Annotated in this window: 21 protein-coding genes; all 21 read left to right on the forward strand. The window is 72.4% G+C overall.

The genetic code is table 11. The features are described from left to right. The first annotated feature begins 298 nt into the window (after positions 1–298). The 21 genes from IEZ06_RS09725 to IEZ06_RS09825 all read left to right on the forward strand — a co-directional run bounded on the left by IEZ06_RS09725 (position 299) and on the right by IEZ06_RS09825 (position 23,604). Positions 299–1,591 carry a bifunctional folylpolyglutamate synthase/dihydrofolate synthase gene (locus IEZ06_RS09725; protein ID WP_189236520.1) on the forward strand — a complete coding sequence of 431 codons (1,293 nt, stop codon included), beginning with the start codon at positions 299–301 and terminating at the stop codon, positions 1,589–1,591. Between the two features lie 26 nt (positions 1,592–1,617). Continuing rightward, positions 1,618–1,956 carry a DUF4233 domain-containing protein gene (locus IEZ06_RS09730; RefSeq protein ID WP_189236361.1) on the forward strand — a complete coding sequence of 113 codons (339 nt, stop codon included), beginning with the start codon at positions 1,618–1,620 and terminating at the stop codon, positions 1,954–1,956. 11 nt (positions 1,957–1,967) lie between these two features. Further along, positions 1,968–3,695, forward strand: coding sequence for a hypothetical protein (locus IEZ06_RS09735; RefSeq protein ID WP_229797911.1), 1,728 nt, complete (start codon positions 1,968–1,970; stop codon positions 3,693–3,695). A 55-nt stretch (positions 3,696–3,750) separates the two neighbouring features. Further along, entirely contained in the window at positions 3,751–4,161 is a 411-nt protein-coding gene (gene ndk, locus IEZ06_RS09740; RefSeq protein ID WP_189236363.1) for a nucleoside-diphosphate kinase, read from the forward strand. A 191-nt stretch (positions 4,162–4,352) separates the two neighbouring features. After that, on the forward strand, positions 4,353–5,384 hold the full coding sequence (locus IEZ06_RS09745; RefSeq protein ID WP_189236364.1) for a rod shape-determining protein: 1,032 nt from the start codon (positions 4,353–4,355) through the stop codon (positions 5,382–5,384). Continuing rightward, a complete protein-coding gene (gene mreC, locus IEZ06_RS09750) occupies positions 5,384–6,271 on the forward strand; it encodes a rod shape-determining protein MreC (RefSeq protein WP_189236365.1) in 888 nt (295 codons plus the stop codon). The genes IEZ06_RS09745 and mreC overlap by 1 nt, the downstream gene beginning before the upstream one ends. After that, positions 6,268–6,816: a rod shape-determining protein MreD gene (gene mreD / locus IEZ06_RS09755; RefSeq protein WP_229797912.1), complete on the forward strand. Its 549-nt coding sequence runs from the start codon at positions 6,268–6,270 to the stop codon at positions 6,814–6,816. The genes mreC and mreD overlap by 4 nt, the downstream gene beginning before the upstream one ends. Continuing rightward, positions 6,813–8,876: a penicillin-binding protein 2 gene (mrdA, locus tag IEZ06_RS09760; RefSeq protein ID WP_189236366.1), complete on the forward strand. Its 2,064-nt coding sequence runs from the start codon at positions 6,813–6,815 to the stop codon at positions 8,874–8,876. Before mreD ends, mrdA begins: the two co-directional genes overlap by 4 nt. Beyond that, positions 8,870–10,033 carry a rod shape-determining protein RodA gene (gene rodA / locus IEZ06_RS09765; protein WP_189236367.1) on the forward strand — a complete coding sequence of 388 codons (1,164 nt, stop codon included), beginning with the start codon at positions 8,870–8,872 and terminating at the stop codon, positions 10,031–10,033. Before mrdA ends, rodA begins: the two co-directional genes overlap by 7 nt. 133 nt (positions 10,034–10,166) lie before the next feature. Beyond that, a complete protein-coding gene (locus IEZ06_RS09770) occupies positions 10,167–10,382 on the forward strand; it encodes a hypothetical protein (RefSeq protein WP_189236368.1) in 216 nt (71 codons plus the stop codon). Continuing rightward, a complete protein-coding gene (locus IEZ06_RS09775; protein WP_189236369.1) occupies positions 10,379–11,800 on the forward strand; it encodes an NsdA family TPR-like regulatory protein in 1,422 nt (473 codons plus the stop codon). The genes IEZ06_RS09770 and IEZ06_RS09775 overlap by 4 nt, the downstream gene beginning before the upstream one ends. Beyond that, positions 11,797–12,696, forward strand: coding sequence for a phosphotransferase enzyme family protein (locus IEZ06_RS09780; RefSeq protein ID WP_189236370.1), 900 nt, complete (start codon positions 11,797–11,799; stop codon positions 12,694–12,696). The genes IEZ06_RS09775 and IEZ06_RS09780 overlap by 4 nt, the downstream gene beginning before the upstream one ends. 18 nt (positions 12,697–12,714) lie before the next feature. Continuing rightward, positions 12,715–14,625: a TIGR03960 family B12-binding radical SAM protein gene (locus IEZ06_RS09785; protein WP_189236371.1), complete on the forward strand. Its 1,911-nt coding sequence runs from the start codon at positions 12,715–12,717 to the stop codon at positions 14,623–14,625. A gap of 163 nt (positions 14,626–14,788) precedes the next feature. After that, positions 14,789–15,568, forward strand: coding sequence for a TIGR03936 family radical SAM-associated protein (locus IEZ06_RS09790; RefSeq protein WP_189236372.1), 780 nt, complete (start codon positions 14,789–14,791; stop codon positions 15,566–15,568). Positions 15,569–15,663: 95 nt separating this feature from the next. Further along, positions 15,664–18,396 (forward strand): Rne/Rng family ribonuclease, encoded by a 2,733-nt coding sequence (locus tag IEZ06_RS09795; protein ID WP_189236373.1) that lies wholly within the window; start codon positions 15,664–15,666, stop codon positions 18,394–18,396. Positions 18,397–18,641: 245 nt separating this feature from the next. Beyond that, entirely contained in the window at positions 18,642–18,944 is a 303-nt protein-coding gene (rplU, locus tag IEZ06_RS09800; protein WP_068898894.1) for a 50S ribosomal protein L21, read from the forward strand. Between the two features lie 19 nt (positions 18,945–18,963). Next, positions 18,964–19,221, forward strand: a complete 258-nt coding sequence (rpmA, locus tag IEZ06_RS09805; protein ID WP_068898892.1) for a 50S ribosomal protein L27 — start codon at positions 18,964–18,966, stop codon at positions 19,219–19,221. Positions 19,222–19,340: 119 nt separating this feature from the next. Further along, positions 19,341–20,693, forward strand: a complete 1,353-nt coding sequence (gene obgE, locus IEZ06_RS09810; RefSeq protein WP_189236374.1) for a GTPase ObgE — start codon at positions 19,341–19,343, stop codon at positions 20,691–20,693. Between the two features lie 43 nt (positions 20,694–20,736). Further along, positions 20,737–21,861: a glutamate 5-kinase gene (gene proB / locus IEZ06_RS09815; RefSeq protein ID WP_229797913.1), complete on the forward strand. Its 1,125-nt coding sequence runs from the start codon at positions 20,737–20,739 to the stop codon at positions 21,859–21,861. A gap of 17 nt (positions 21,862–21,878) precedes the next feature. Continuing rightward, a complete protein-coding gene (locus IEZ06_RS09820) occupies positions 21,879–23,210 on the forward strand; it encodes a glutamate-5-semialdehyde dehydrogenase (RefSeq protein WP_189236375.1) in 1,332 nt (443 codons plus the stop codon). A 133-nt stretch (positions 23,211–23,343) separates the two neighbouring features. Beyond that, positions 23,344–23,604: a hypothetical protein gene (locus IEZ06_RS09825; protein ID WP_189236376.1), complete on the forward strand. Its 261-nt coding sequence runs from the start codon at positions 23,344–23,346 to the stop codon at positions 23,602–23,604. The last annotated feature ends 43 nt before the right edge of the window (positions 23,605–23,647 follow it).

The following is a 23,647-nucleotide window of genomic DNA, read 5'->3' on the forward strand; positions in this document are numbered from 1 at the left end:
GATGGTACTGCACTCGGGAGGGTGTGGGAGAGTAGGTCGCCGCCGGACAATTTTTTGTGTGTGAGGGCCGCCCTTCGGGGCGGCCCTTTCTGTTTTTGCGGGGGTGTGGGGTCGGCCGGTGGGTGTTGCGGGGCGGGGGTTCCGGTTTCTGGAGGGCCGTCCTGCGGGGCGGCCCTTCTTGCGTTCCCGGGTGTCCTCAGGTTTCCCCGGGTGCTCTCAGGTTTCCGGGCGGTCGGGAGCCCGCCGCCCGAGTCAGTAGGCTGGGAACGTGGACTATCGAGCGGTTGAACGAGCAATCATGCAGCGCGGCGTCGAGTGGAACTTCGAGCCCACTCTGGACAGGATCTCCGCTCTCATGGACGTGCTCGGCTCACCGCAGCACGCCTATCCGGTCGTTCACGTCGCCGGCACGAACGGCAAGTCGAGCACGACGCGAATGATCGAGACCATCCTGAGGGAGAGGAACCTCCGAGTCGGCCGGTTCACCAGCCCTCACCTGATCTCCATGCGTGAGCGCATCTGCATCGACGGAGTTCCGTTGGAGGAGGAGCGCTTCGCGGAGGTCTACCAGGACGTCGCGCCCTATCTTGAGATGATCGACGCGCAGGGCAGGAGACTGTCCTTCTTCGAGACCCTCACGGCGATGGCGTTCGCCGCCTTCGCCGACGCCCCGGTGGACGTCGCGGTCATCGAGACGGGAATGGGCGGCAGCTTCGACGCCACCAACGTCGCCGACGGCACGGTGGCCGTGATCACGCCCGTCTCCCTCGACCACGTCGACTATCTGGGGCCCGACGTGGCGACCATCGCGGGAGAGAAAGCCGGCATCATCAAACCGGGCGCGACCGCCGTACTGGCCCAGCAGGAGCTTCCCGCGGCCGAGGTGCTGATGCGCAGGGCCGCGGAGACCGGGGCCGTCGTGGCGCGTGAGGGGCTGGAGTTCGGGGTCGTCTCCAGAGAGCTGGCGATCGGCGGGCAGCTGCTCCACCTGAGAGGTCTGAAGGGGGACTACGAGGAGGTCCTGCTGCCGCTGTACGGCGCGCACCAGGCGGGCAACGCCGCCTGCGCGCTGGCGGCGGTCGAGGCGCTGACCGCCGGTGACGAGACGCTCGATCCCGAACTGGTCCGGCAGGCGTTCCTGCAGGTGCGGTCACCCGGCAGGCTCGAGGTCGTACGGAGGGGTCCCACGGTCCTCGTGGACGCGGCGCACAACCCGGGTGGCGTCCAGGCGACGCTGGAGGCTGTGCACGAGTCCTTCGACTTCGCCAGGCTCATCGCGGTGGTGGCGGTCTTCGAGGACAAGGACGTGCGGGGCATGCTGGAACTGCTGGAGCCCATGGTCGACGAGATCGTGGTGACCAGGAACTCCTCGCCCCGGTCCATGGACGTCGACGAGCTCGCGGCGCTCACCGGGGACGTCTTCGGTCCTGAGCGGGTGCGCCGGGCCGAGCGGCTCGACGACGCCATCGACCTCGGCATCGGGCTGGCGGACGAGGCGGGGGAGTTCGCGGGAGCGGGGGTGCTGATCACCGGTTCGGTGGTCACCGCCGGAGACGCGCGGCTGCTGCTCAAGGCGGGCGAGGCCGGATGAGCCCGTCCGGAGAGGAAGGACGAAGGATGATCACGGTCACGCCGGGCATGCGCCGGCTCTGTGCCAGCGTGCTCGGGATGGAGGCGATCGTCGCGGGACTGCTCACCCCCGTGGCGATCAACACTCAGGACGTCGCCCCCGCTCCGGCGGTGGCCGTGGGCGTCGGGCTGGCGGTCCTGTGCGTCATCGTCACCGGCCTGCTCAAGCATCCCTTCGCCTACGTCGCCGGAAGCATCGTCCAGGTGCTGGCGATCGTCTCCGGACTGCTGGTCCCGATGATGTTCTTCCTCGGATCGATCTTCGCCGCGCTGTGGATTACGGCGATATTCGTCGCTCACCGTGTCGAGGGCGTGACTTCCCGCTAAAGTCGGCCAACATGGCCGTCCCCCCAACTCAGCCGACGCGGACGGTGGCCGCCGAGCCTGCGGTCCCCACGCGTGCGCCCCGTTCATCCGTGCTGCTCGACGTCGTCCTCGGACTGCTCGTCGCGGTGGCGCTTCCGCTGGCGATCGTCGCCATCCCGAACACCATCTCGGTGGTGGCGGCCCTCCTGCCGCCCGGCGTCTCCCAGATCGAGCTGATCCGGGCGCACGGCCTGGCGCTGCCCTCGATGGTGATGACCGTCCCGCTGGCCGCCCTGATCGTGCGCCGGCTGCGGGCCGCCCCGGTCCTGATGGCCGGGCTGACACTGCTCGCGATCGCCGATGCGGCGGGCGGTTTCGCCGACTCGGCGCTGATGGTCGGAGTCCTCCGGGGGGCACACGGGATCGGTGCGGGCCTGCTCATCCCCGCCACGCTGGTGGCGGTGTGGGAGCGGCCCCGCATGCTGCGGGCCGTGTGGGCGGGCATGCTCGCGACGAGCCTCCTGGCGGCGCAGGCGCTCGCCCTGTGGCCGCTGGACGAGGCCACCTCGTGGCGGGTCACGCTCCAGCCGTACCCGCTGCTGACCGGGATCGCCCTCACGCTCGCGGCCGTCTATCTCGTACTGCGGCTGAAGGGCGGTCAGAACACCGCGCCGCCGCCCGGACCGGGTCCGGCGGAGCGGAGGCGGCTGCTGCTGGCCGCCGTGCCCTCTGTGGGCATCGCGTTCCTGGCCTTCGGCACCACCTTCGACTGGTCGCCGGGACTGGTGATCCTCACGGCGCTGCTGGCCGTCGCCGTGTTGGCGGGGTTCGCCTCCGCGGGGTCCTTCGAGGGGACGGACGGGCGGATTCTCGCCTACACGATGCTGACGGTCGGGGTCGTGATCCTGTCGATGGCGGCCCAGGTCACCTACGTCGAGCTCCGCGGGCTGGGAGGCCCGGGCCTGGCCGCGCTCTGGCCCGCCTTCGTGCTCGCCGGCGTGGCGGCGGTGGCCGCGGCCGTACTGGTGAACCGCCTGGACGACGCGGTCATGCCCATGACGGCGGCGGGCGGCCTGGTGCTCGTGGTGGTCGGCCTGTGCACGGTGAGGTTCCTGCTCCCGGCCGTCGCGGGGCCGGTGCTGATCGCCCCGTTCGTCCTGCTGGCGGCCGGCTCGGCGGTGGCTCTGGCCTCCGCTATGCGGTCGTCCGGCGTGGGGACCTCGCTCTTCGCGCTGTCGCTGTTCTTCCCAGGGGTGCTCGTGGGCTTCCTGCTGGGCAGCGGGATACAGGTCGCCCGCCTGAAGGAGGCGGTCGTGCGGTCGAGGGGCGGCGCGTCCTCGCAGGCGCTGGTCGACGCGTTCGTGAGCGCCCTGCACCTGTGGGCGCTGGTCGGCGGGGGCCTGGTGGTCGTCGTGATCGTGCTCTGTGCGCTCCTGGCGCGCCGGTCGGCGGCGGTGCGGCCGGGTACGGCCGCCGGGGAGCAGGCCGACGTCGGGGCGGAGGAGCGGGTCCCGGACGCGGCCGGGCCCCGGAAGGCCGCACAGGCGGCGGACCGTGCCGGAGCGCCGGAACGCCCGGCCGCCGGGGAGCGGCCCGGCGCCGGTCCGGTGGCGGACGAGCAGGGGAGCCGCTCCGCGGGGGAGCCGGAGACTCCGGAGGGGCCGGACACGGGGCCGGTGGTCCCCTCTCCCATGCCGTCGCCGGAGGACTCCGGGGGGGACGGGCCCGCCGATCGCGGGGAAACCGGCCGAGGACGGTAAACTGCGCCCGTTCACCGCAAGTCTGCGGTCCCATCCCGTTCAAAGGAGAACTTCAGTGTCCGAGCGGACTCTTGTCCTGATCAAGCCCGACGGCGTCGCGCGCGGTCTCATCGGCGACGTGATCGCCCGTGTCGAGCGCAAGGGCCTGAAGGTCGTCGCGATGGACCTGCGCACCCTGGACGCCGAGACCGCCAAGGCCCACTACGCGGAGCACTCGGAGCGGCCGTTCTTCGGTGAGCTGGTCGAGTTCATCACCTCCGGTCCGCTCGTCGCCATGGTGCTCGAGGGCCCCCGCGCCGTCGAGGCGTTCCGTGCGCTGGCCGGTCTGACCGACCCGGTGAAGTCCGCTCCCGGCACCATCCGCGGCGACCACGCCCTGGAGATCGGCGAGAACGTGGTCCACGGCTCGGACTCGCCCGAGTCCGCCGCCCGCGAGATCAAGATCTTCTTCCCGGACCGCTTCTAGGCTCCCGGTTCCGCAGGCCCCGTGAGGCCCCGTCGTCCCGCTGGGACGGCGGGGCCTCACGCATGTGACTGAACGTGAGATTTTTCCGGGACAGGACGGCTCATTGTGGATGGAGATGGGTACATACGGTCACAAAGCGAGTTCGCTCCGTAGTTCTCGCCGATGACCGACGGAAGGAAGGCGGCTTCCCCATGGGCAGCAGGCTCGCATTCCTCGGCCGCGACATGGCGGTCGACCTTGGCACCGCCAACACCCTCGTCTATGTGCGGGGCCGCGGCATCATCCTCAACGAGCCCTCCGTCGTGGCGATCAACACGGTCACCGGGAAGATCGTGGCGATCGGCATCGAGGCCAAGCGGATGATCGGCCGTACCCCCGGCAACGTGACGGCCGTCCGGCCGCTCAAGAACGGTGTCATCACCGACTTCGAGGTCGCCGAGCGCATGCTCCGCTACTTCATCCAGCGGGTGCACGTCCGCCGTCCCTGGGCCAAGCCGCGCGTCATCGTCGCGGTGCCGAGCGGGATCACCGCCATCGAGCAACGCGCGGTGAAGGAGGCCGGCTACCAGGCGGGCGCGCGGCGGGTCTACATCGTGGAGGAGCCGATGGCGGCGGCCATCGGCTCCGGCCTCCCGGTGCACGAGCCGACCGGCAACATGGTCGTCGACATCGGCGGCGGGACCACCGAGGTGGCCATCATCTCGATGGGCGGCATGGTGACCAGCCAGTCGATCCGGGTGGGGGGCGACGAGCTGGACCAGGCGATCGTCAACTTCGCCAAGAAGGAGCACTCGCTCATGCTCGGCGAGCGCACCGCCGAGGAGATCAAGATCTCGATAGGTTCGGCCTGCGCCATGCCGGAGGAGGGGCACGCCGAGATCCGCGGCCGCGACCTGGTCAGCGGCCTGCCGAAGATGATCGTCGTGTCGGCGGGGGAGATCCGGGCGGCCATCGAGGAGCCGCTGAACTCGATCGTGGACGCGGTCAAGACCACGCTGGACAAGTGCCCGCCGGAGCTCTCCGGAGACCTGATGGACCGGGGCATCGTGCTCACCGGGGGCGGCGCGCTCCTGCGGGGCCTGGACGAGCGGCTGAGGGACGAGACGGGGATGCCGATCCACCTGGTGGACAACGCGCTCGACTCGGTCGTGCTGGGCACGGGCAAGTGCGTCGAGGACTTCGAGGCGCTGCAGCAGGTCCTCATCCCGGAGCCGAGACGCTGATGAAGGACACACGGCAGGCACGGGCGACGGTCGGGTTGCTGCTGGCCTCGGCCCTGGTGCTCATGACGGTCGACCACAGGGCGGGAGGGGACTCCCCCCTCGGTCCGCTCCGAGGCGCGGGCACGGCGGTGTTCGGCGCCGTCGAACAGGCGGGCGCGAGTGTCGCGCGGCCGGTGGTCCGCTTCTTCGAGGCGGTGGCGGCCGCACCCGAGGCGCAGCGCAGGGTCGAGGAGCTGCGCGGGGAGAACGAGCGGCTCAGGTACGCGCTGGCCGCGCAGGCGCTGGACCACCGGCGCTCGGCGGAGCTGCACCGCCTGCTGGGCACGGCGGGGCTCGGCGGCTACGAGGTCGTGCCCGCTCAGGTGATCGCCCGCAGGAACGTGCCCGGCTTCGAGGAGGCCGTGGAACTCGACGTGGGCAGCGCCGACGGGGTGCGACCGGAGATGACGGTGCTGAACGGCGACGGCCTGGTCGGAAGGGTGGTCCAGGTGGGACCGTCCACCTCGACCGCCGCGCTGATCAGCGCCCCCGCCTCGTCCGTGGGCGCCCGGCTGGAGGGCAGCGGCGAGATCGGAGTGGTGCGGGGGGCCGGGGAGAACGGCCGGCTGCTGCACTTCCGGCTGCTCGACTCGGCCACGCCGGTCACCCGGGGCCAGCGGATCGTGAGCTTCGGCTCGCAGCGCGGCGTGCCGTACGTGGCGGGGGTGCCGATCGGGGTCGTCGAGCGGGTGGAGGCGACTCCGGGTGAGCTGACCCGGGTCGCGTACGCGCGGCCGTACGCGGACCTGACCGCGTTGAACGTGGTGGGGGTGGTGGTGCGGCCGCCGGCGCGCGATCCGCGCGACGCGGTGCTGCCGCCCGCCGGGCAGAACGGAGCCGGACGGTGAACCGCGACGCGCTCTCCGCGGGCCTGGTCCTGCTGCTGATGACCGTCCAGGTCACGTTCGTCAACCGGCTGCCGCTGCCCGGTGACGCCGCGCCCGACCTGGTGCTGCTCGCGGTGGTGGGGTACGCCCTGGCCCGCGGGGCCCGGGCCGGGGCGGTGATGGGCTTCGCCGCGGGGCTGTTCGGGGACCTCCTGCCGCCGGCCGCCCACGAGATGGGGCAGTACGCGCTGGTGCTGTGCCTGGTCGGGTTCGTGGCCGGGCGTTGGACGGAGAGCCGCCCGGAGGCCGGGCTGGCGGTGGCGCTGGGCTGCGCGGCGCTGGGGCCGGTGGTCGCGGTGGTGGTCGGTGTGGTCTTCGGCGGTGCCGAGGCCGGGGTGGTGGCGCTCTCGGGCGGGCTGCTCCCGGTGATGATCTACAACGTGCTGGCCGCGCCGCCCATGGTGTGGGCGGCGACGAGGGTCGTCCGGGGCCGGGACCGCTCCCGGGTCCGGAGCCGGGAGCGGCGCGCGGGGCGCGCGGGACGTCTGGTGGGAGGCCGTCCATGATCCATATGCGGCGGAGGCTGGCCGTGGTGCAGGTCCTGCTGGTGGTGCTGCTGGTGGTGGTCACCGCGCGGCTCTGGCAGGTGCAGGTGGTGCGCGGCGCGCAGTACGCGGCGGCGGCGACCGAGACGCGCACCCGCGACGTCGTGGTGCCCGCCGTCCGGGGGCAGATCCTCGACTCGGCCGGACGGCCGCTGGTCCGCAACCGGACCACGCTGGTGGTCTCGGTGGACCGGACGAAATTGGGCCGGATGAAGGACAAGGGGGCGGCCGTGATGGCACGGCTGGGATCGGTGCTGGGCCGCGATCCGCAGGATCTCACGCTGCGGCTCCGTCCGTGCGACGCCCGGGTCTCCCGCCCGTGCTGGGCGGGTTCGCCGCACCAGCCGATCCCGGTCGACGCCGACGTGGACACCCCGGAGGCGCTGCAGATCCTGGAGCGGCAGGAGATGTTCCCGGGGGTCACGACCGAGGTGCAGGCCGTACGGGACCATCCGGGCGGCGGCGCGGCCGTGCAGGCGCTCGGCTACCTGCAGCCGGTCACGAAGGAGGAACTGGAGCGGCGCCAGGGGCTGAAGGCGGAGTTCTCCGGGGTGGACATGGCGGGCAGGGACGGCCTGGAGTCGGTGTACGACCAGGAGCTGCGGGGCACCCCGGGGTGGCGCCGGGTCCAGGTGGACCGGCTCGGCAGGGTGCTCGGGGTCGAGCACGAGGTGCAGGGCAAGGCCGGCCACACGCTCATCACCAGCATCGACGCCAGGGTGCAGGCCGTGGCCGAGCGGGCCATCGCCGAGGCGATGAAGGCCGCGCCCAAGGCCGACGGTGCGGCGGCGGTGGTGCTGGACGCCAGGACCAGCCGCGTCATCGCGCTCGCCAGCGCCCCCTCCTACGACCCGGCGGTCTGGGCCGGCGGCATCGGCGAGGAGGAGTACGAGCGGCTGCTGTCCGGCAAGTCCGGCAAGCCGCTGGTCTCACGGGCGATCAAGGGGGAGTTCGCGCCCGGATCGACGTTCAAGATGTCGTCGGTGGCCGCGATGTTCAAGGCCGGCTACCCGATGAACGGCCACTACAACTGCCCCGGCTCCTTCATGGTCGGCAGCCGGGCGTTCCGCAACTTCCGCGGCCGGGCGCTGGGCTCCATGACGCTGCACACGGCGCTGGTGAAGTCGTGTGACACGATCTTCTACAAGGCGGCCTACGAGCAGTGGCTCAAGGACGGCGGGCTGCGGCCGAAGGGCAAGCCCCGCGAGGTGATGGCGAAGACGGCGCGGGCCTTCGGGTTCGGCCGCCCCACCGGGGTCGACCTGCCGGGGGAGTCGCCGGGGCGGATCCCCGACCGGGCCTGGAAGAAGAAGATGTGGGCCGCCACCAGGGACGTGAACTGCAGGCGGGCCAAGGAGGGCTACCAGGACGTCGCGAAGACCGACGCCGGCCGGGCGGCCTTCCTCACCAGGCTGGCGCACGAGAACTGCCTGGAGGGATACCAGCTGCGGCCGGGCGACGCGGCCAACTTCTCCATCGGGCAGGGTGACGTGCTGGTGACGCCGCTGCAGCTGGCGGCGGCGTACGCGGCGCTGGTCACCGACGGGAAGCTGCGCAGTCCCCGGCTGGGCTGGATGCTGGTCCGGCCGGACGGCACCAGGGTCAAGGAGATCAAGGCGCCGGTGCGGGGCACGCTGCCGGTCTCCGCGACCGAGCGGGCCTACATCAAGCGGGCGCTGAGCCAGGTGGCCTCCGACGGTACGGCGGCCGGGGCGTTCACCGGGTTCCCGATGAAGAAGGTGAGGATCGGCGGCAAGACCGGTACCGCCGAGGTGTACGGCAAGGCCGACACCTCGTGGTTCGCCTCGTTCGCCCCGGTGGAGGACCCGCGGTTCGTGGTCGTCGCCATGGTCTCCCAGGGCGGCCTGGGCAGCGCGGCCGCGGCGCCCGCCGTACGGAAGATCTACGAGGGCATCTACGGGTTCACCCCCAAGGGGAAGCCGGCGCCCGCGGCGCTGCCGGGCGGGGCGCCCGCGGCCAGACCTCCGGTGATCAAGCAGGACGGGACCCTCGCATGGTGAACCGGGTGATCGCCGCGGCGGACCGCTCCTTCGCCCGCAGGGCGGTGGGAGCGGCCTCGCCGGTGTGGCGGGTGGACGGGGTGCTGGCGGTCGCGGTGGCGGCGCTGGCGGTGATCAGCGTGCTCATGGTGTGGTCGTCGACCAGGACCTGGGCGCCGGGCAGCACCGGGCTGGTCAAGAAGCACGTGCTCAACCTGGGGGTCGGCGCCGCGCTGGCGGTGGCGGTGACGGCGGTGAGCCACCGGACGGTGCGGGCCTACGCGCCGCTGGTCTACGGGGCGGCCCTGCTCGGGCTGATCCTCGTGATCACACCGGTCGGCGCGGAGGTCAACGGTGCCCACTCCTGGATCATGCTGGGCGGCGGCTTCGCCTTCCAGCCGTCGGAGTTCGCCAAGCTCGGCCTGGTGCTCATGCTGGCGATGCTGCTGGCCCAGCCCGCGGAGGGCAGCGACCGGCCGCGCGGGCCGGACGTCGCGGTGGCGCTGGTGGTCGCGGCCGTCACCATGGGACTGGTCATGCTCCAGCCCGACTTCGGCACCACGATGGTGCTGGGCGTGATCACGGCGGCGGCGCTCGTCCTCAGCGGGATCCGCAAACGCTGGCTCGTCCTGCTGCTGCTCGCCGTGGCGGCCGCGGGCACGGCCGTCTGGCGGCTCGACGTGCTGGAGCCGTACCAGGTGGCCCGGTTCACCGCCTTCCTCGACCCGTCCACCGACCCGCGCGGCGTCGGCTACAACAGCACCCAGTCGCTGAACGCGGTCGGGTCGGGGCGGCTGTTCGGCAAGGGGCTGTTCGGCGGCGGCCAGACCATGGGCAGGTTCGTGCCCGAGCAGCACACCGACTTCGTCTTCACGGTGGTGGGGGAGGAGTTCGGGTTCCTCGGCTCGGTCACCGTGGTGATGCTGCTCGGGGTGGTCCTGCTGCGCGCGGTGCGGATCGCGCGGCGGTGCGGCGACCGGTTCGGCACTCTGGTGGCCGGTTCGATCGTGTGCTGGCTGGCCTTCCAGGCCTTCGTCAACGTCGGCATGACGATCGGGATCATGCCGATCACCGGGCTTCCGCTGCCGTTCGTCTCCTACGGCGGCACCGCGACCTTCGCCAACATGATCGCGATCGGGCTGCTCCAGGCGGTCCATCTGCGGTCGCGGCCCTTCTGACCTCCCCGGGCGTCCCCGGGGAGCGTTACATGAGAGGCTCCCGCATGTGTGCGGAATCCGGCTCTCACTGGCGTTTCCCGCGTCAGGCGAACATTCTGGGAACGACGCCGGAACCCGCGATGACGGAGGGGTCGTGACATCGGAGCTCGCCGAGCGGGAGCGCGCGCTGGAACTGTTGCGCACCGCGTTCCCCGACTACCGGATCGTGTTCAGCAGGGGCCGATGGGCCGCGGTCTCGGCGGGCAGCCCTCCGGGGGTCTGGTTCGCCGAGACCCCGGGCAGCCTGTGCGGGCAGCTCTTCCAGGCCCAGCTGCGCAACGGCGGCACGGTCGTGCCGTTCGGCCGATGACTCCGGGCCCGCGGGGCGGGGACCGTGCCACCCTGGCCTACGCGACCATCATCCGGAACCGGACGCTGGCCGCGCTGCCCGGCCCGCCGACGGCGGCCGACGTCCAGCGGATGGTGGACGAGATCCACGCCTGCGCCCCGCAGCAGACCAGGTTCAAGTGCTGGCGGCTGGCGCACGGCTGGACCGTGGAGGAGGCGATCGAGCACTTCCACGCCATGTGCGACCGGCACGGCGTCAAACGGCGCGGGCTCAGCGAGCGCTCCTGGCGGGAGTGGGAGGCCGGGGCGCGGCCCGACCGCGACTACACCGACCTGCTCTGCCGGCTCTTCGAGACGGGGCCGGTCCAGCTGGGCTTCGCCCAGGACTACACGCCGGAGGGGTTGCGCGCCGCGACGGCGCCGCCGGCGCTGGACCTGATCGCGGCCGCCGCGGACGAGGCGGGCAGCCACGCGGAGCTGGCCGAGGCGAGCGAGCTGGGCGCGGGCGCGCTGGAGCGGTTGCGCACGCAGGTGGTCTGGGTGGGCAAGCGCTACGTCTCCGAGGCCCCGCTGCCCCTGTTCGTGGAGATGCGTGAGCTGCAGGAGCGCACCCGCAGGGCACTGGAGAAGCGCATCCACCCGGGCCAGGCCCGGGAGCTGTACTTCCTCACGGGCGCGCTGTGCGGGCTGATGGCGAACGTCAGCATGGACATGGACCGCCGGATCCCCGCCGACACCCTGGCCCGCGCCGCCTGGACCTACGGCAAGGTGGCCGGGCACGCGGCGCTGATGGGCTGGGCGCGCGGCATGCAGTCGTCGGTGGCGCTGTGGGACCGGCGCCACGGCGACGCGGCCAGGTACGCCGAGGAGGGCCTGACCCACCTGCGCACCGGGTCCGGCGCGACCCGGCTGCACATGCTGCGGGCCCGCGCCTACGCGATGCAGGGCCGCACCGCGGAGGCGGCCGAGGCGCTGGCCCGGGCCGCGGACGCCCGCGCGGGCGGAACCGACGAGCTGCACGACGAGATCGGCGGGGAGTTCGCCTTCCAGCCCGCCAAGGAGCGCTACTACGCGGCGGTCACCCACCTGCACCTGGGAGACCCGGCCCGGGCCGCCTCCTCGGCGCGGGAGTCGCTGCGGCTGTACGCGGCGGGGGAGCCGGAGAACCGCTCCTACGGCTGCGAGTCGATGGCGAGCGCCCACCTGGTGATCGCCCACCTGATGGAAGGGGACGCAGAGGGAGCGGAGGAGGCGATGGCGCCGGTCCTAGCGCTCCCGCCCGACCGGCGGATCGGCAGCCTGGGCGCCACCCTGCGCACCGGGCGCGCACTCGTCGCGGCCCGGCCGGACGGCGAGCGGCTGGCCCGCCGGATCGAGGGCTTCTGCGCCGCGGGCCTGCCGCAGCAGGCCCGGCACGCGATCTCCGAGAGGAACCGATGATGACGATCACCGCCGAGGGCGGGATCCTCGGCCGGGCCGACGCCGCCGCGCTCGCCCTGACCTGTGCGAGGGCCGGCCTGAGCACCGGGGGCGTCACCCTGCTGCGCGACTTCGCCAACGCCGTCTACCACCTTCCCGCCGAAGGCGCGGTGGTACGGCTGGCGCAGGCGTCGCCGGGCCGCCTCGACCGGCTCGCCATCTCCGTCCGGGTCACGCGCTGGCTGGCGGAGCAGGGCTTCCCGACGGTCCGGCCGCTGGAGGTGCGGCAGCCGGTGGCGGCCGAGGGATATCTGGCGACCTTCTGGCACTACGCGGCGCACGTCGGCCCGCGGCCGGAGCCGGGGGACCTCGGGGTGCTGCTGCGGCGGCTGCACGAGCTGCCGCCGCCCCCGTTCGAGCTGCCCGTGCACGACCCCTTCGGGCCGGTGCGCCGGGCGATCGGCGCCAGCCTCGTGCTGGGCGACGACGACCGGGACTGGCTGCTGCGCCGCTGCGAGGGCCTGGCCGAGGCCTATTACGAGCGGGTGAGGTTCGCGCTGCCGTACGGGCTCGTCCACGGCGACGCGCACCGGGGCAACCTGATCCGCGGTGCGGAGGGCCTGCTGCTGTGCGACTGGGACTCGGTGTGCGCGGGGCCCAGGGAGACCGACCTGATCCCGACCCTGCAGGGGGTGCGGTTCGGGCTGACCGCACGCCAGCGCGCGGAATTCAGCCGGGCGTACGGCTGCGACCTGACGGAGTGGGAGGGCTATCCGGTGATGCGCGACATGCGTGAGCTGCAGACCCTCACGGCCGTGCTGCGCAACGGCCACCGCGACCGGCGGGCCCGCGAGGAGCTGCGGCACCGGCTCGACTCGCTGCGAGCGGGCGACGACCGCCCGTGGCACCCCTTCTAGGCCGATACGCTTGAAGGTATGCCTGTCGAGTCACTGTTTCCCCGCCTGGAAGCGCTCCTGCCCAAGGTGCAGAAGCCGATCCAGTACGTCGGGGGTGAGCTCAACTCGACCGTCAAGGACTGGGACTCCGCGGGAGTCCGTTGGGCTCTGATGTATCCCGACGCCTACGAGGTGGGACTGCCCAACCAGGGCGTCCAGATCCTCTACGAGATCCTCAACGAGCTGCCGGAGACGCTCGCCGAGCGGACCTACGCGGTCTGGCCGGACCTGGAGGCGCTGATGCGCGCCGAGGGCGTCCCGCAGTTCACCGTCGACGCGCACCGGCCGGTGCGGGCGTTCGACGTGCTCGGGCTCTCCTTCTCCACCGAGCTCGGCTACACCAACATGCTGACCGCGCTGGACCTGGCGGGGATCCCGCTGATGGCCGCCGACCGCGGCGACGACGACCCGATCGTGCTCGCGGGCGGCCACGCCGCCTTCAACCCGGAGCCGGTCGCCGACTTCCTCGACGCCGCGGTGCTGGGCGACGGCGAGCAGATCGCCATCGCGATCACCGAGGTCGTCCGCGAGTGGAAGGCCGAGGGCTCGCCCGGCGGGCGCGACGAGCTGCTGATGCGGCTGGCCGAGTCCGGCGGGGTCTACGTGCCGAGGTTCTACGACGTCGACTACCACCCCGACGGCCGGATCCGGCGGGTCGCGCCGAACCGCCCGGGCGTGCCGTGGCGGGTGCACAAGCACACCGTCATGGACCTGGACGAGTGGCCTTACCCGAAGAAGCCGCTGGTCCCGCTGGCCGAGACCGTGCACGAGCGGTTCAGCGTGGAGATCTTCCGCGGCTGCACCCGGGGCTGCCGCTTCTGCCAGGCGGGGATGATCACCCGTCCGGTGCGGGAGCGGTCCATCACCACGATCGGCGACATGGTCGACGCGGGCATCCGGGCGTCCGGCTTCAACGAGGTCGGGCTGCTCAGCCTCTCCAGCGCCGACCACTCCGAGATCGGCGACGTCGCCAAGGGCCTGGCCGACCGCTACGAGGGCACCAACACCTCGCTCTCGCTGCCCTCGACCCGGGTCGACGCCTTCAACATCGACCTGGCCAACGAGTTCTCCCGCAACGGCCGCAGGTCCGGTCTGACGTTCGCCCCCGAGGGCGGCTCCGAGCGGATGCGCAAGGTGATCAACAAGATGGTCACCGAGGAGGACCTGATCCGGACCGTCACCACGGCCTACAGCCAGGGCTGGCGGCAGGTGAAGCTCTACTTCATGTGCGGTCTGCCCACCGAGGAGGACATCGACGTCCTCGGCATCGCCGACCTGGCCAAGAAGGTCATCCAGGCGGGCCGGGAGGCCACCGGTTCCCGGGACGTGCGCTGCACGGTCTCCATCGGCGGGTTCGTGCCCAAGCCGCACACGCCGTTCCAGTGGGCGGCCCAGGCCGACCACGAGACGGTCGACCGCCGGCTCAAGGCGCTGAAGGACGCCCTGCGCGGCGACAAGGAGTACGGCCGCGCGATCGGCCTGCGCTACCACGACGGCAAGCCCTCGATCGTGGAGGGCCTGCTCTCCCGGGGCGACCGCCGGGTGGGCGCCGTCATCCGGGCGGTGTGGGAGGACGGCGGCCGGTTCGACGGCTGGAGCGAGCACTTCTCCTACCAGCGCTGGATGGACGCCGCGGCCAGGGCCGGGGTCGACGTCGACTGGTACACCACGCGCGAGCGCGAGGAGAACGAGGTCCTGCCCTGGGACCACCTCGACGCCGGTCTCGACCGCGAGTGGCTCTGGCAGGACTGGCAGGACGCCGTGAACGACGTCGAGGTCGAGGACTGCCGCTGGACGCCGTGCTACGACTGCGGCGTCTGCCCGACGATGGGCACCGAGATCCAGATCGGCCCGACGGGCAGGAAGCTCCTGCCGCTGACCGTGGTGTGACGCGCGGCGCCGCGCGTCACCCCGGGGAAGAAGCCCGCCCCATCGGAGGTTGTCTGGGGTAGACCGTGCCGGGCACGGTCTGCCCGCCGTCAGACGGACCACCACGACCGGAAAGGAAGACACCACTCTGAAACCCGTTCCCGACGGGCCTCCGCCCGCACCCGTGGCGCAGCGCCTGCGCGTGCGCTACGCCAAGCGCGGCCGCCTGCGTTTCACCAGCCACCGCGACATCTCCCGGGCCCTGGAGCGCGCGATCCGGCGCGCGGACGTTCCCGTGGCGTTCAGCGCGGGCTTCTCGCCCCATCCGAAGATCTCCTACGTCGGAGCGGCCGCCCCGACCGGAGTCGCCAGCGAGGCCGAGTACCTCGAGATCAGCGTGACGCGGGAGTGCGACCCCGGCGGCCTGCGCGCCGCCCTGGACGCGTCCCTCCCACCGGGTCTCGACGTGCTCGACGTCGTCGAGGCCGGCACCGGCAGCCTGGCCGACCGGCTGGAGTGCTCGGCGTGGCGGATCCGGCTGCCCGGCGCGGACCCGGCCCTGGCCAGGGCGGCGGTGGAGCGGTTCAACGCCGCCGAGCGGATCGAGGTGGAGCGCCTGACGAAGAAGGGGATGCGCCGCTTCGACGCGCGTGAGGCGGTGGTGAGTCTCGAGGCCGCGGAGGAAGCGGAGGCAACAGCAGGTCAGGCGTCCAGTCAGTCATGTGTCATACTTCGCATGGTTGTACGGCACGCAACTCCTGCCGTTCGACCCGACGACGTTCTCACTGGATTGCGTCTCGTGGCCGACTTCGCGCCGCCGGTCCCTCCCGAGGTGACCAGGCTGGCGCAGGGGCCGCTGGACGTGCGCACCGGTGCGCCCGCCGATCCGTTCGGCCTGGACCGCGACAATTCGCGCGGCGGCGAAACGGAACCGGTGAGCGAGCACGTCGGCGGCGACCTATAGGACTTGGCGCCGGGCTTCGGCCCGGCGGACAGCGAGAGACGAGAGCTCCCGCGCGGCGCGGAGACGCGCCCGGGAGCTGACGGGAGAGCGCCCGCATGCTCGACAACGAGCCCAACGTCGGGGCCAATGGCCCTGCCGGGGACGTAACGGAAAAGACAGTTCAGCCGCGTCGCCGGCGAGCCGCCAGCAGGCCCGCGGGCCCGCCGCCGGAGCCGGAGGATCTGGAGCCCGCTCCGGAGCCGGCCCGGCGACCGGAGCCGGCCGCCGGGATCCCGGAGGCCGTGCAGGCCCCGGCCCCGGAGGAGAGGTCCGCCGGGGCTCCGGCCCGGGAGGAGGAGCCCGCTGTGGCTCCTGGACCCACGCAGGAGGAGGCGCCGCCGAAGCGCGCCACCCGGCGCAGGGCGGCCGCCCCGGCCTCCGCGGAGGAGGCCGCGCCGCCCGCGCGGCGCAGCCGTACCCGCAAGGCCGCGGCCGAGCCCGCCGCGGAGGAGGCCGCCGCCCCGGGGCCCGAGGCCGCCGAGGAGCGCCCCGCGGCCCCGGCCAAGCGGACCCGCACGCGCAAGAAGGCCGTCGAGACCGTTGAGGCGGAGCCGGAGCCGCCCGTCGACCTGACCACGGCCGAGGCCGCGGAGGTCGCGGCGTCGCTGCTGCTCTCTGTGCCCGCCGAGGCGCCGGCGGAGGAGGCCGAGGAGGAGGCCGGCGAGGACCGGCCCGGCCTCTTCACCGACCCGTTCGGGCTGACCGTCCAGGGACACGCAGAGGTGCCCTCGGTGACCTTCCAGGCCCCCGCGGCGGTGTTCCAGCCGCTGTTCCAGGCTCCCGACCCCTCCCTGGTCCAGCAGCCTCCCGCCCGCCCCGCTCCGGCGCAGCCGTTCGAGCCCGCCGGGATCGAGGAGGAGCCCGAGGAGGAAGAGGGCGAGGAGGAGGAGGCCGACGGCGACGACGAGGCCGCCGGCCGCCGTCGCCGCCGCCGCCGGGGCGGCCGCGGGCGCGGGAAGACGCGCGAGCAGGAGGAGGCCGAGAACGGCGACTCCGAGCAGGGCGCGGACGAGTCCGCCGCCGGATCGGCCGAGGCCGAGCGGGAGGAGGCCGAGACGGAGGAGGGCGGCACCTCGCGCCGTCGCCGCCGTCGCCGCCGCCGGGGTTCCGAGGAGGCGGAGGACGTCCAGGAGGTCCCGCCGAACACGGTGGTGCGCATCCGCGCGCCCCGGGCCGGGCGCGGCAGCGCCATGGACGAGGTGCAGAGCGTGCGGGGCTCGACCCGCCTGGAGGCCAAGAAGCAGCGCCGCCGGGAGGGCCGCGAGCTCGGCCGCAGGCGTCCGCCGATCATCACGGAGTCGGAGTTCCTGGCCCGCCGGGAGTCCGTCGAGCGGGTGATGGTGGTCCGCCGCACCGGCGACCGGACCCAGATCGCGGTGCTGGAGGACGACGTCCTCGTCGAGCACTACGTCAACCGCGAGGCGAGCCAGTCCTACGTGGGCAACGTCTACCTCGGCAAGGTGCAGAACGTCCTGCCGAGCATGGAGGCGGCCTTCGTCGACATCGGCAAGGGCCGCAACGCGGTGCTGTACGCCGGTGAGGTCAACTTCGACACCGCCGGGCTGGAGGGCCAGCCCAAGCGCATCGAGGTGGCGCTCAAGTCGGGACAGGCCGTCCTGGTCCAGGTCACCAAGGACCCGATGGGCCACAAGGGCGCCCGGCTGACGTCGCAGATCAGCCTGCCCGGCCGCTACCTGGTCTACGTGCCCGACGGCTCGATGACCGGCATCAGCCGCAAGCTCCCCGACAAGGAGCGGACCCGGCTCAAGAGCATCCTCAAGAAGGTCATGCCGGAGAACGCCGGTGTGATCGTCCGCACGGCCGCGGAGGGCGCCTCGGAGGAGGAGCTCGGCCGCGACGTGGCCAGGCTCTCGGCCCAGTGGGAGAACATCCAGCGCAAGGCCAAGTCGGCCAGCGCGCCCGAGCTGCTCTCCTCGGAGCCGGACCTGACCGTCCGGGTGGTCCGGGACGTGTTCAACGAGGACTTCACCTCGCTGGTCGTCGCGGGCGAGGTGTGGGACACGGTGGACGAGTACGTCCGCTACGTGGCCCCGCACCTGGCCGACCGGCTGACGAGGTGGGACGAGAACGGCGACGTCTTCGCGGCCTACCGGATCGACGAGCAGATCGCCAAGGCGATGGAGCGCAAGGTCTGGCTGCCCAGCGGCGGTTCGCTGGTGATCGACCGGACCGAGGCGATGACCGTCGTCGACGTCAACACCGGCAAGTTCACCGGGCAGGGCGGCAACCTCGAGGAGACCGTCACCCGCAACAACCTGGAGGCGGCCGAGGAGATCGTCCGCCAGCTCAGGCTCCGGGACATCGGCGGCATCATCGTCATCGACTTCATCGACATGGTGCTGGAGAGCAACCGGGACCTGGTGCTGCGGCGGCTGCTGGAGTGCCTGGCCCGTGATCGGACCAAGCACCAGGTCGCCGAGGTGACGTCCCTGGGACTGGTCCAGATGACGCGCAAGCGCGTCGGACAGGGCCTCCTGGAGGCGTTCTCCACCGTCTGCGAGTGCTGCAACGGCCGGGGCCTGCACATCTCGGCCGAGCCGGTCGAGGGCAGGCCCGAGCCGCGCGGCACCCAGGGCAAGATGGCGGTGGAGAAGGCGGTCGCGGAGAAGCTGGCCAAGGACGCGGGGAGCGCGGTCGCGGCCAGCGGGCAGTCCGGACGTGATACGGTGACCGATGCGCTTGACGATGTCCCGGATGAGGACACGCAGGCCGTACAGGCTGCCGGAAGGGGGCGGCGACGCTCCCGCAAGGCCAAGCCGGCCGACTAGGTCCAGCCCGCCCCAGGGCGGGGGACCCATCGGTCCGGTGACCGCCGGCGCGCCATGCCGCGCCGGCAACCCGACGTTCCGCCCGGTTCGACCAGGGCACCGCAGTCCGGTACCCTGGTGAATCGGTGCGCTAGTGGCGCGCCCTGTTCGCGCGCCTACCCGGTTCGTCGGTCCAATTTCGGTGACCACAGCCGGATGCGGGGCGCAGCATCCAGCGAGCAAGTAGGCAGAAGAAGGGTTCCGCGGTGTACGCGATCGTTCGTTGCGGCGGCAGGCAGCAGAAGGTCTCCGTCGGTGACGTCCTCGAGGTGGACAAGGTCGCCGGCGAGGTCGGTTCCACGGTTACGCTGCCGACGGTGCTCGTCGTCAACGACGGCGACGTGACCACCGAGGCGGGCAGGTTCACGGTCGCCGCCGAGATCCTCGGCGAGACCAAGGGTCCGAAGATCCGGATTCTGAAGTACAAGAACAAGACCGGTTACAAGAAGCGCCAGGGTCACCGTCAGCGGTACACCCAGGTGAAGATCACTGGCATCGACCAGGCCTGAGTTTCGGGAGTTTTGCGAGATGGCACACAAGAAGGGCGCGTCGTCCACTCGGAACGGCCGTGACTCGAACGCCCAGCGGCTCGGTGTGAAGCGCTTCGGCGGCCAGCTGGTCAACGCCGGTGAGATCATCGTCCGCCAGCGTGGCACCCACTTCCACCCGGGCGACAACGTCGGCCGCGGTGGCGACGACACGCTGTTCGCGCTGGCCGCGGGCCACGTGCAGTTCGGCTTCAAGCGCGGTCGCCGCGCGGTGAACATCGTCCCGGTCGCGGAGTAGATCCGCACCGACAGACGTTAGGGCAGGGGTGGATCGCGTCCAGCGGTCCACCCCTGTTCGTGTTGCGAAACGGGGCATCCCCGACAGCGGGTCCCGAAGATGGGGGTAGGAGAGCAGACATGCCGGACTTTGTGGACCAGGTGGTCCTGCACATCAAGGCCGGTGACGGGGGACATGGCTGCGCCTCTGTGCATCGGGAGAAGTTCAAGCCGCTGGGCGGCCCCGACGGCGGCAACGGGGGACGCGGCGGCGACGTGATCCTGGAGGTGGACGCGAACACCGCCACCCTGCTGGACTACCACCGCCGCCCGCACCGCAAGGCCGACAACGGCAAGCAGGGGTCGGGCTCCAACCGCGACGGCGCCAACGGGGCCGACGTCGTCCTGCCGGTCCCGTCAGGGACCGTGGTGAAGAACGCCGCCACCGGCGAGGTGCTCGTCGACCTGGTCGGCGCGGGCACCCGCTACGTCGTCGCCGAGGGCGGCCACGGCGGCCTGGGCAACGCCGCGCTGGCCTCCGCCAAGCGCAAGGCCCCCGGCTTCGCGCTGCTCGGCGAGCCCGGCGACGAGCTCGACGTGATGCTGGAGATGAAGAGCGTCGCGGACGTGGCGCTGGTCGGCTTCCCCAGCGCGGGCAAGTCCTCCCTCATCGCGGCGCTGAGCGCGGCCCGGCCGAAGATCGCCGACTACCCGTTCACCACGCTGGTGCCCAACCTCGGCGTGGTCACCGCCGGGGACACGGTCTTCACCGTCGCCGACGTGCCCGGCCTGATCCCCGGGGCCTCCGAGGGCAAGGGCCTCGGCCACGAGTTCCTGCGCCACGTCGAGCGGTGCAGCACGCTCGTGCACGTGATCGACTGCGCGACCATGGAGCCGGGCCGGGACCCGATCAGCGACTACGAGGCGATCGAGGCCGAGCTGGCCGCGTACGGCAAGCTGGAGGACCGCCCGCGCCTGGCCGTGCTCAACAAGACCGACGTGCCCGACGCGCGCGAGCTGGTCGACATCGTCCGGCCGATGCTGGAGGAGCGCGGCATGCGGGTCTTCCCGATCTCCGCGGCCACCCACGAGGGACTCCGCGAGCTGACCTTCGCCATGGGCGAGATGGTCGCCGCCGCCCGCGCGGCCGTCCCGGTGACCGAGCCGACCCGCCTGGTCATCAAGCCCAGGCAGCTCGGTGACGCCGGGTTCGCCGTGCGCCGGGTCGACGAGAACACCTTCCAGGTCACCGGGGTCAAGCCGGAGCGGTGGATCCGCCAGACGGACTTCACCAACGACGAGGCCGTCGGCTACCTCGCCGACCGGCTGGAGCGGCTCGGCGTCGAGGAGGAGCTGCTCAAGGCCGGCGCCAAGGCCGGCGCCGAGGTCGTCATCGGCTCCATGGAGAACGGCTACATCTTCGACTGGCAGCCCACCCTCAACGCCGAGGCGGTGCACCAGGGCCCGCGGGGCACCGACAACCGGCTCGGCTGACCCGATCCTTCCTCCCACCTGCTCCAGAAGAAAGGCACGCGTCGTGACCCCTGCGCGCGATCGGATCCGTACGGCAGCACGTCTCGTCGTGAAAGTGGGTTCGTCCTCGCTCACCACCCCGCAGGGGATGATCGACGTCGACCGGGTGGACGCCCTGGTCGACGTGCTCGCCGCCCGGCGGAGGACCGGCACCCAGATCGTGCTGGTCTCCTCCGGCGCCATCGCGGCCGGGCTCGGCCCGCTGGGCCTGTCCGCGCGACCCCGCGACCTGGCCACCCAGCAGGCCGCCGCCTCGGTCGGCCAGGGCGTGCTGGTGGCCCGCTACACCTCGTCCTTCGCCCGGTACGGCCTGCGCGTCGGCCAGGTGCTGCTGACGGCCGACGACATGATGCGCCGCGCGCACCACGCCAACGCCCAGCGCACGCTCGGCCGCCTGCTGGAACTCGACATCGTCCCGATCGTCAACGAGAACGACACCGTCGCCACCGACGAGATCCGCTTCGGCGACAACGACCGGCTCGCCGCGCTGGTGGCCCACCTGACCCGCGCCGACGCGCTGGTGCTGCTCTCGGACGTGGACGCGCTCTACGACGGCGACCCCCGCAAGGCGGGCTCGCGCCGGCTGGCCGACGTGCGCGGCCCCGAGGACCTGGACGGGGTCGAGCTCGGCGGGAGCGGCGCGGTCGGCACGGGCGGGATGGTCACCAAGGTGCAGGCGGCCAGGATCGCCACCGGCGCCGGCGTGCCCGTGGTGCTCACCGCCGCCGCGCACGCCGCCCAGGCCCTCGCCGGGGCCGACATCGGCACCTACTTCCACCCGGCCGGGCGCCACCCGGGCACCCGGCTGCTCTGGCTGGCCCACGCCGCCACCGGCCGCGGCCGCCTCCACCTGGACCCGGGAGCGGTCGAGGCGGTCGTCGGCCGCCGCAAGTCGCTGCTGCCCGCCGGGGTCACCGGGGTCGAGGGCGATTTCGCGGCGGGCGACCCGGTGGACCTGTGCGGGCCGTTCGGAGGGGTCGTCGCCAGAGGCCTGGTCAACTTCGACGCCGCGGAGATCCCGGACCTGCTCGGCCGGTCCACCCGGGAGCTGGCCAGCAGCCTCGGTCCGGAATATGAACGCGAACTGATCCACCGTGACGACATCGTCATACTGGAGCCCACCCACTAGTCCCCATGGAGTGCGACATGTCTGCGTCGTCGGGAGACCTCACGACCGCTTCCGAGGTCTCCGAAGATTTCCTGAAGGTGGCCCTGGCGGCGAAGGAGGCCGCCACCGAGCTGGCCCCGCTGCCGCGGGCGCCGAAGGACGCGGCGCTGCGGGCGATCGCCGACGCGCTGGTGGCCCGCTCCGCCGAGATCATCGAGGCCAACGCGATCGACGTGGCCAGGGCCCGCGAGAACGGCACCTCCGAGTACATGGTCGACCGGCTCAGCCTGGACGCCGCCCGGATCGAGGCCGTCGCCGACGCCGTGCGGCAGGTCGCCGACCTGCCCGACCCGGTGGGCGAGGTCGTCCGGGGGAGCACGCTGCCCAACGGGCTGGAGCTGCGCCAGCTCCGGGTGCCGCTCGGCGTGGTCGGCATCATCTACGAGGGCCGTCCCAACGTCACGGTCGACGCGGCGGCGCTCTGCCTCAAGAGCGGGAACGCCACCCTGCTGCGCGGCTCCTCCAGCGCGTACGAGTCCAACACGGTGCTCGTGCGGGTCATGCAGGAGGCGCTGGCGGGCACGGAGGTCCCGGCGGGAGCCGTACAGCTGGTGCCCGGGGTGACCCGCGACTCGGTCAAGGCGCTGATGAAGGCCCGCGGGCTGGTCGACGTGCTGATCCCGCGCGGCGGGGCCTCGCTGATCGAGTCGGTGGTGCAGGAGTCGACGGTCCCGGTCATCGAGACCGGCACCGGCAACTGCCACGTCTACGTCGACGCCGACGCCGACCTCGACCTGGCGGTCGAGATCCTGCTCAACGCCAAGGCGCAGCGGCCCTCGGTCTGCAACGCCGCCGAGACGTTCCTCGTGCACGCCGCCGTCGCCGACGCCTTCGTGCCGCGCGCCCTGGCGGCGCTGGCCGAGGCGGGGGTCACGGTCCACGGCGACACGAGGATCGCCGCGTACGGCGACGCCGTGGTCCCGGCCGGCGAGGAGGACTTCCGCGCGGAGTACCTCTCGCTGGACATCGCCGCCGCCGTGGTCGAGTCGCTGGAGGACGCGGTCGCGCACATCAGGAAGTACGGCTCCGCCCACACCGAGGCGATCGTCACCCGATCGGTCACCGCCTCCCGCAGGTTCGTCGCCCTCGTCGACTCCGCGGCCGTGGCGGTCAACGCCTCGACCCGGTTCACCGACGGCGGCGAGTTCGGCTTCGGCGCGGAGATCGGCATCTCCACCCAGAAGCTGCACGCCCGCGGCCCGATGGGGCTGCCGGAGCTGACCTCCACCAAGTGGGTCTACACCGGGGAGGGCCACCTGCGCACGTCCTCGGGCACGGCCATCGCCTCCTGCCCGGGCGAGTCGCGGTAGGGGCGGACGGACCGCGGGGCCCGGGACCGGGCTCCGCGGGTTCCTTCACGGCCTGGTGAAGAGCATTGAAAGTCGCGGTGTGTGAACGTGTCGATGCGCTCCGCAGTGGGCATGGGTGGTTGGATTGGCGTCCATGCAGACCGTGATCGGGATTCTCTTCGTGGGCGTCGTGCTGTTCGGCGTCGACCGTCTGATGCTGTTCCTGGAGAGCCGGGGACACGTGAACTGGCGGCGGAAGGGCCGCCTGGACCTGTCGGCCGGGCCCGTGGCCGAGCTGGAGAGCCTGCTCGTCCCCGACCGGGGGGACGGGGACGGCGGGGACGGCGACGACCGGTGGGAGTCCGCCGAGCGGCACGGGTCCGCGGACCGGCGCGAGTACGCCGGCCGGCCGTGAGCCGCCTCCTCCTCCGCCGCGGTCTCCCTGCACGCTGATGCTT

It is taken from the genome of Planomonospora antibiotica (genome assembly GCF_014647955.1).
GTDB lineage: Bacteria > Actinomycetota > Actinomycetes > Streptosporangiales > Streptosporangiaceae > Planomonospora > Planomonospora parontospora.

Excerpts from the sequence above, each read along its gene's own strand:
- IEZ06_RS09730 (WP_189236361.1), top strand. The coding sequence starts at position 1,618 with ATGATCACGGTCACGCCGGGCATGCGCCGGCTCTGTGCCAGCGTGCTC.
- obgE (WP_189236374.1), top strand. The coding sequence starts at position 19,341 with ATGCCGGACTTTGTGGACCAGGTGGTCCTGCACATCAAGGCCGGTGAC.
- IEZ06_RS09820 (WP_189236375.1), top strand. The coding sequence starts at position 21,879 with ATGTCTGCGTCGTCGGGAGACCTCACGACCGCTTCCGAGGTCTCCGAA.
- mreC (WP_189236365.1), top strand. The coding sequence starts at position 5,384 with ATGAAGGACACACGGCAGGCACGGGCGACGGTCGGGTTGCTGCTGGCC.
- rodA (WP_189236367.1), top strand. The coding sequence starts at position 8,870 with ATGGTGAACCGGGTGATCGCCGCGGCGGACCGCTCCTTCGCCCGCAGG.
- IEZ06_RS09780 (WP_189236370.1), top strand. The coding sequence starts at position 11,797 with ATGATGACGATCACCGCCGAGGGCGGGATCCTCGGCCGGGCCGACGCC.
- mrdA (WP_189236366.1), top strand. The coding sequence starts at position 6,813 with ATGATCCATATGCGGCGGAGGCTGGCCGTGGTGCAGGTCCTGCTGGTG.
- IEZ06_RS09785 (WP_189236371.1), top strand. The coding sequence starts at position 12,715 with ATGCCTGTCGAGTCACTGTTTCCCCGCCTGGAAGCGCTCCTGCCCAAG.
- IEZ06_RS09745 (WP_189236364.1), top strand. The coding sequence starts at position 4,353 with ATGGGCAGCAGGCTCGCATTCCTCGGCCGCGACATGGCGGTCGACCTT.
- rpmA (WP_068898892.1), top strand. The coding sequence starts at position 18,964 with ATGGCACACAAGAAGGGCGCGTCGTCCACTCGGAACGGCCGTGACTCG.
- IEZ06_RS09825 (WP_189236376.1), top strand. The coding sequence starts at position 23,344 with ATGCAGACCGTGATCGGGATTCTCTTCGTGGGCGTCGTGCTGTTCGGC.
- IEZ06_RS09795 (WP_189236373.1), top strand. The coding sequence starts at position 15,664 with ATGCTCGACAACGAGCCCAACGTCGGGGCCAATGGCCCTGCCGGGGAC.
- IEZ06_RS09725 (WP_189236520.1), top strand. The coding sequence starts at position 299 with ATGCAGCGCGGCGTCGAGTGGAACTTCGAGCCCACTCTGGACAGGATC.
- IEZ06_RS09735 (WP_229797911.1), top strand. The coding sequence starts at position 1,968 with ATGGCCGTCCCCCCAACTCAGCCGACGCGGACGGTGGCCGCCGAGCCT.
- IEZ06_RS09775 (WP_189236369.1), top strand. The coding sequence starts at position 10,379 with ATGACTCCGGGCCCGCGGGGCGGGGACCGTGCCACCCTGGCCTACGCG.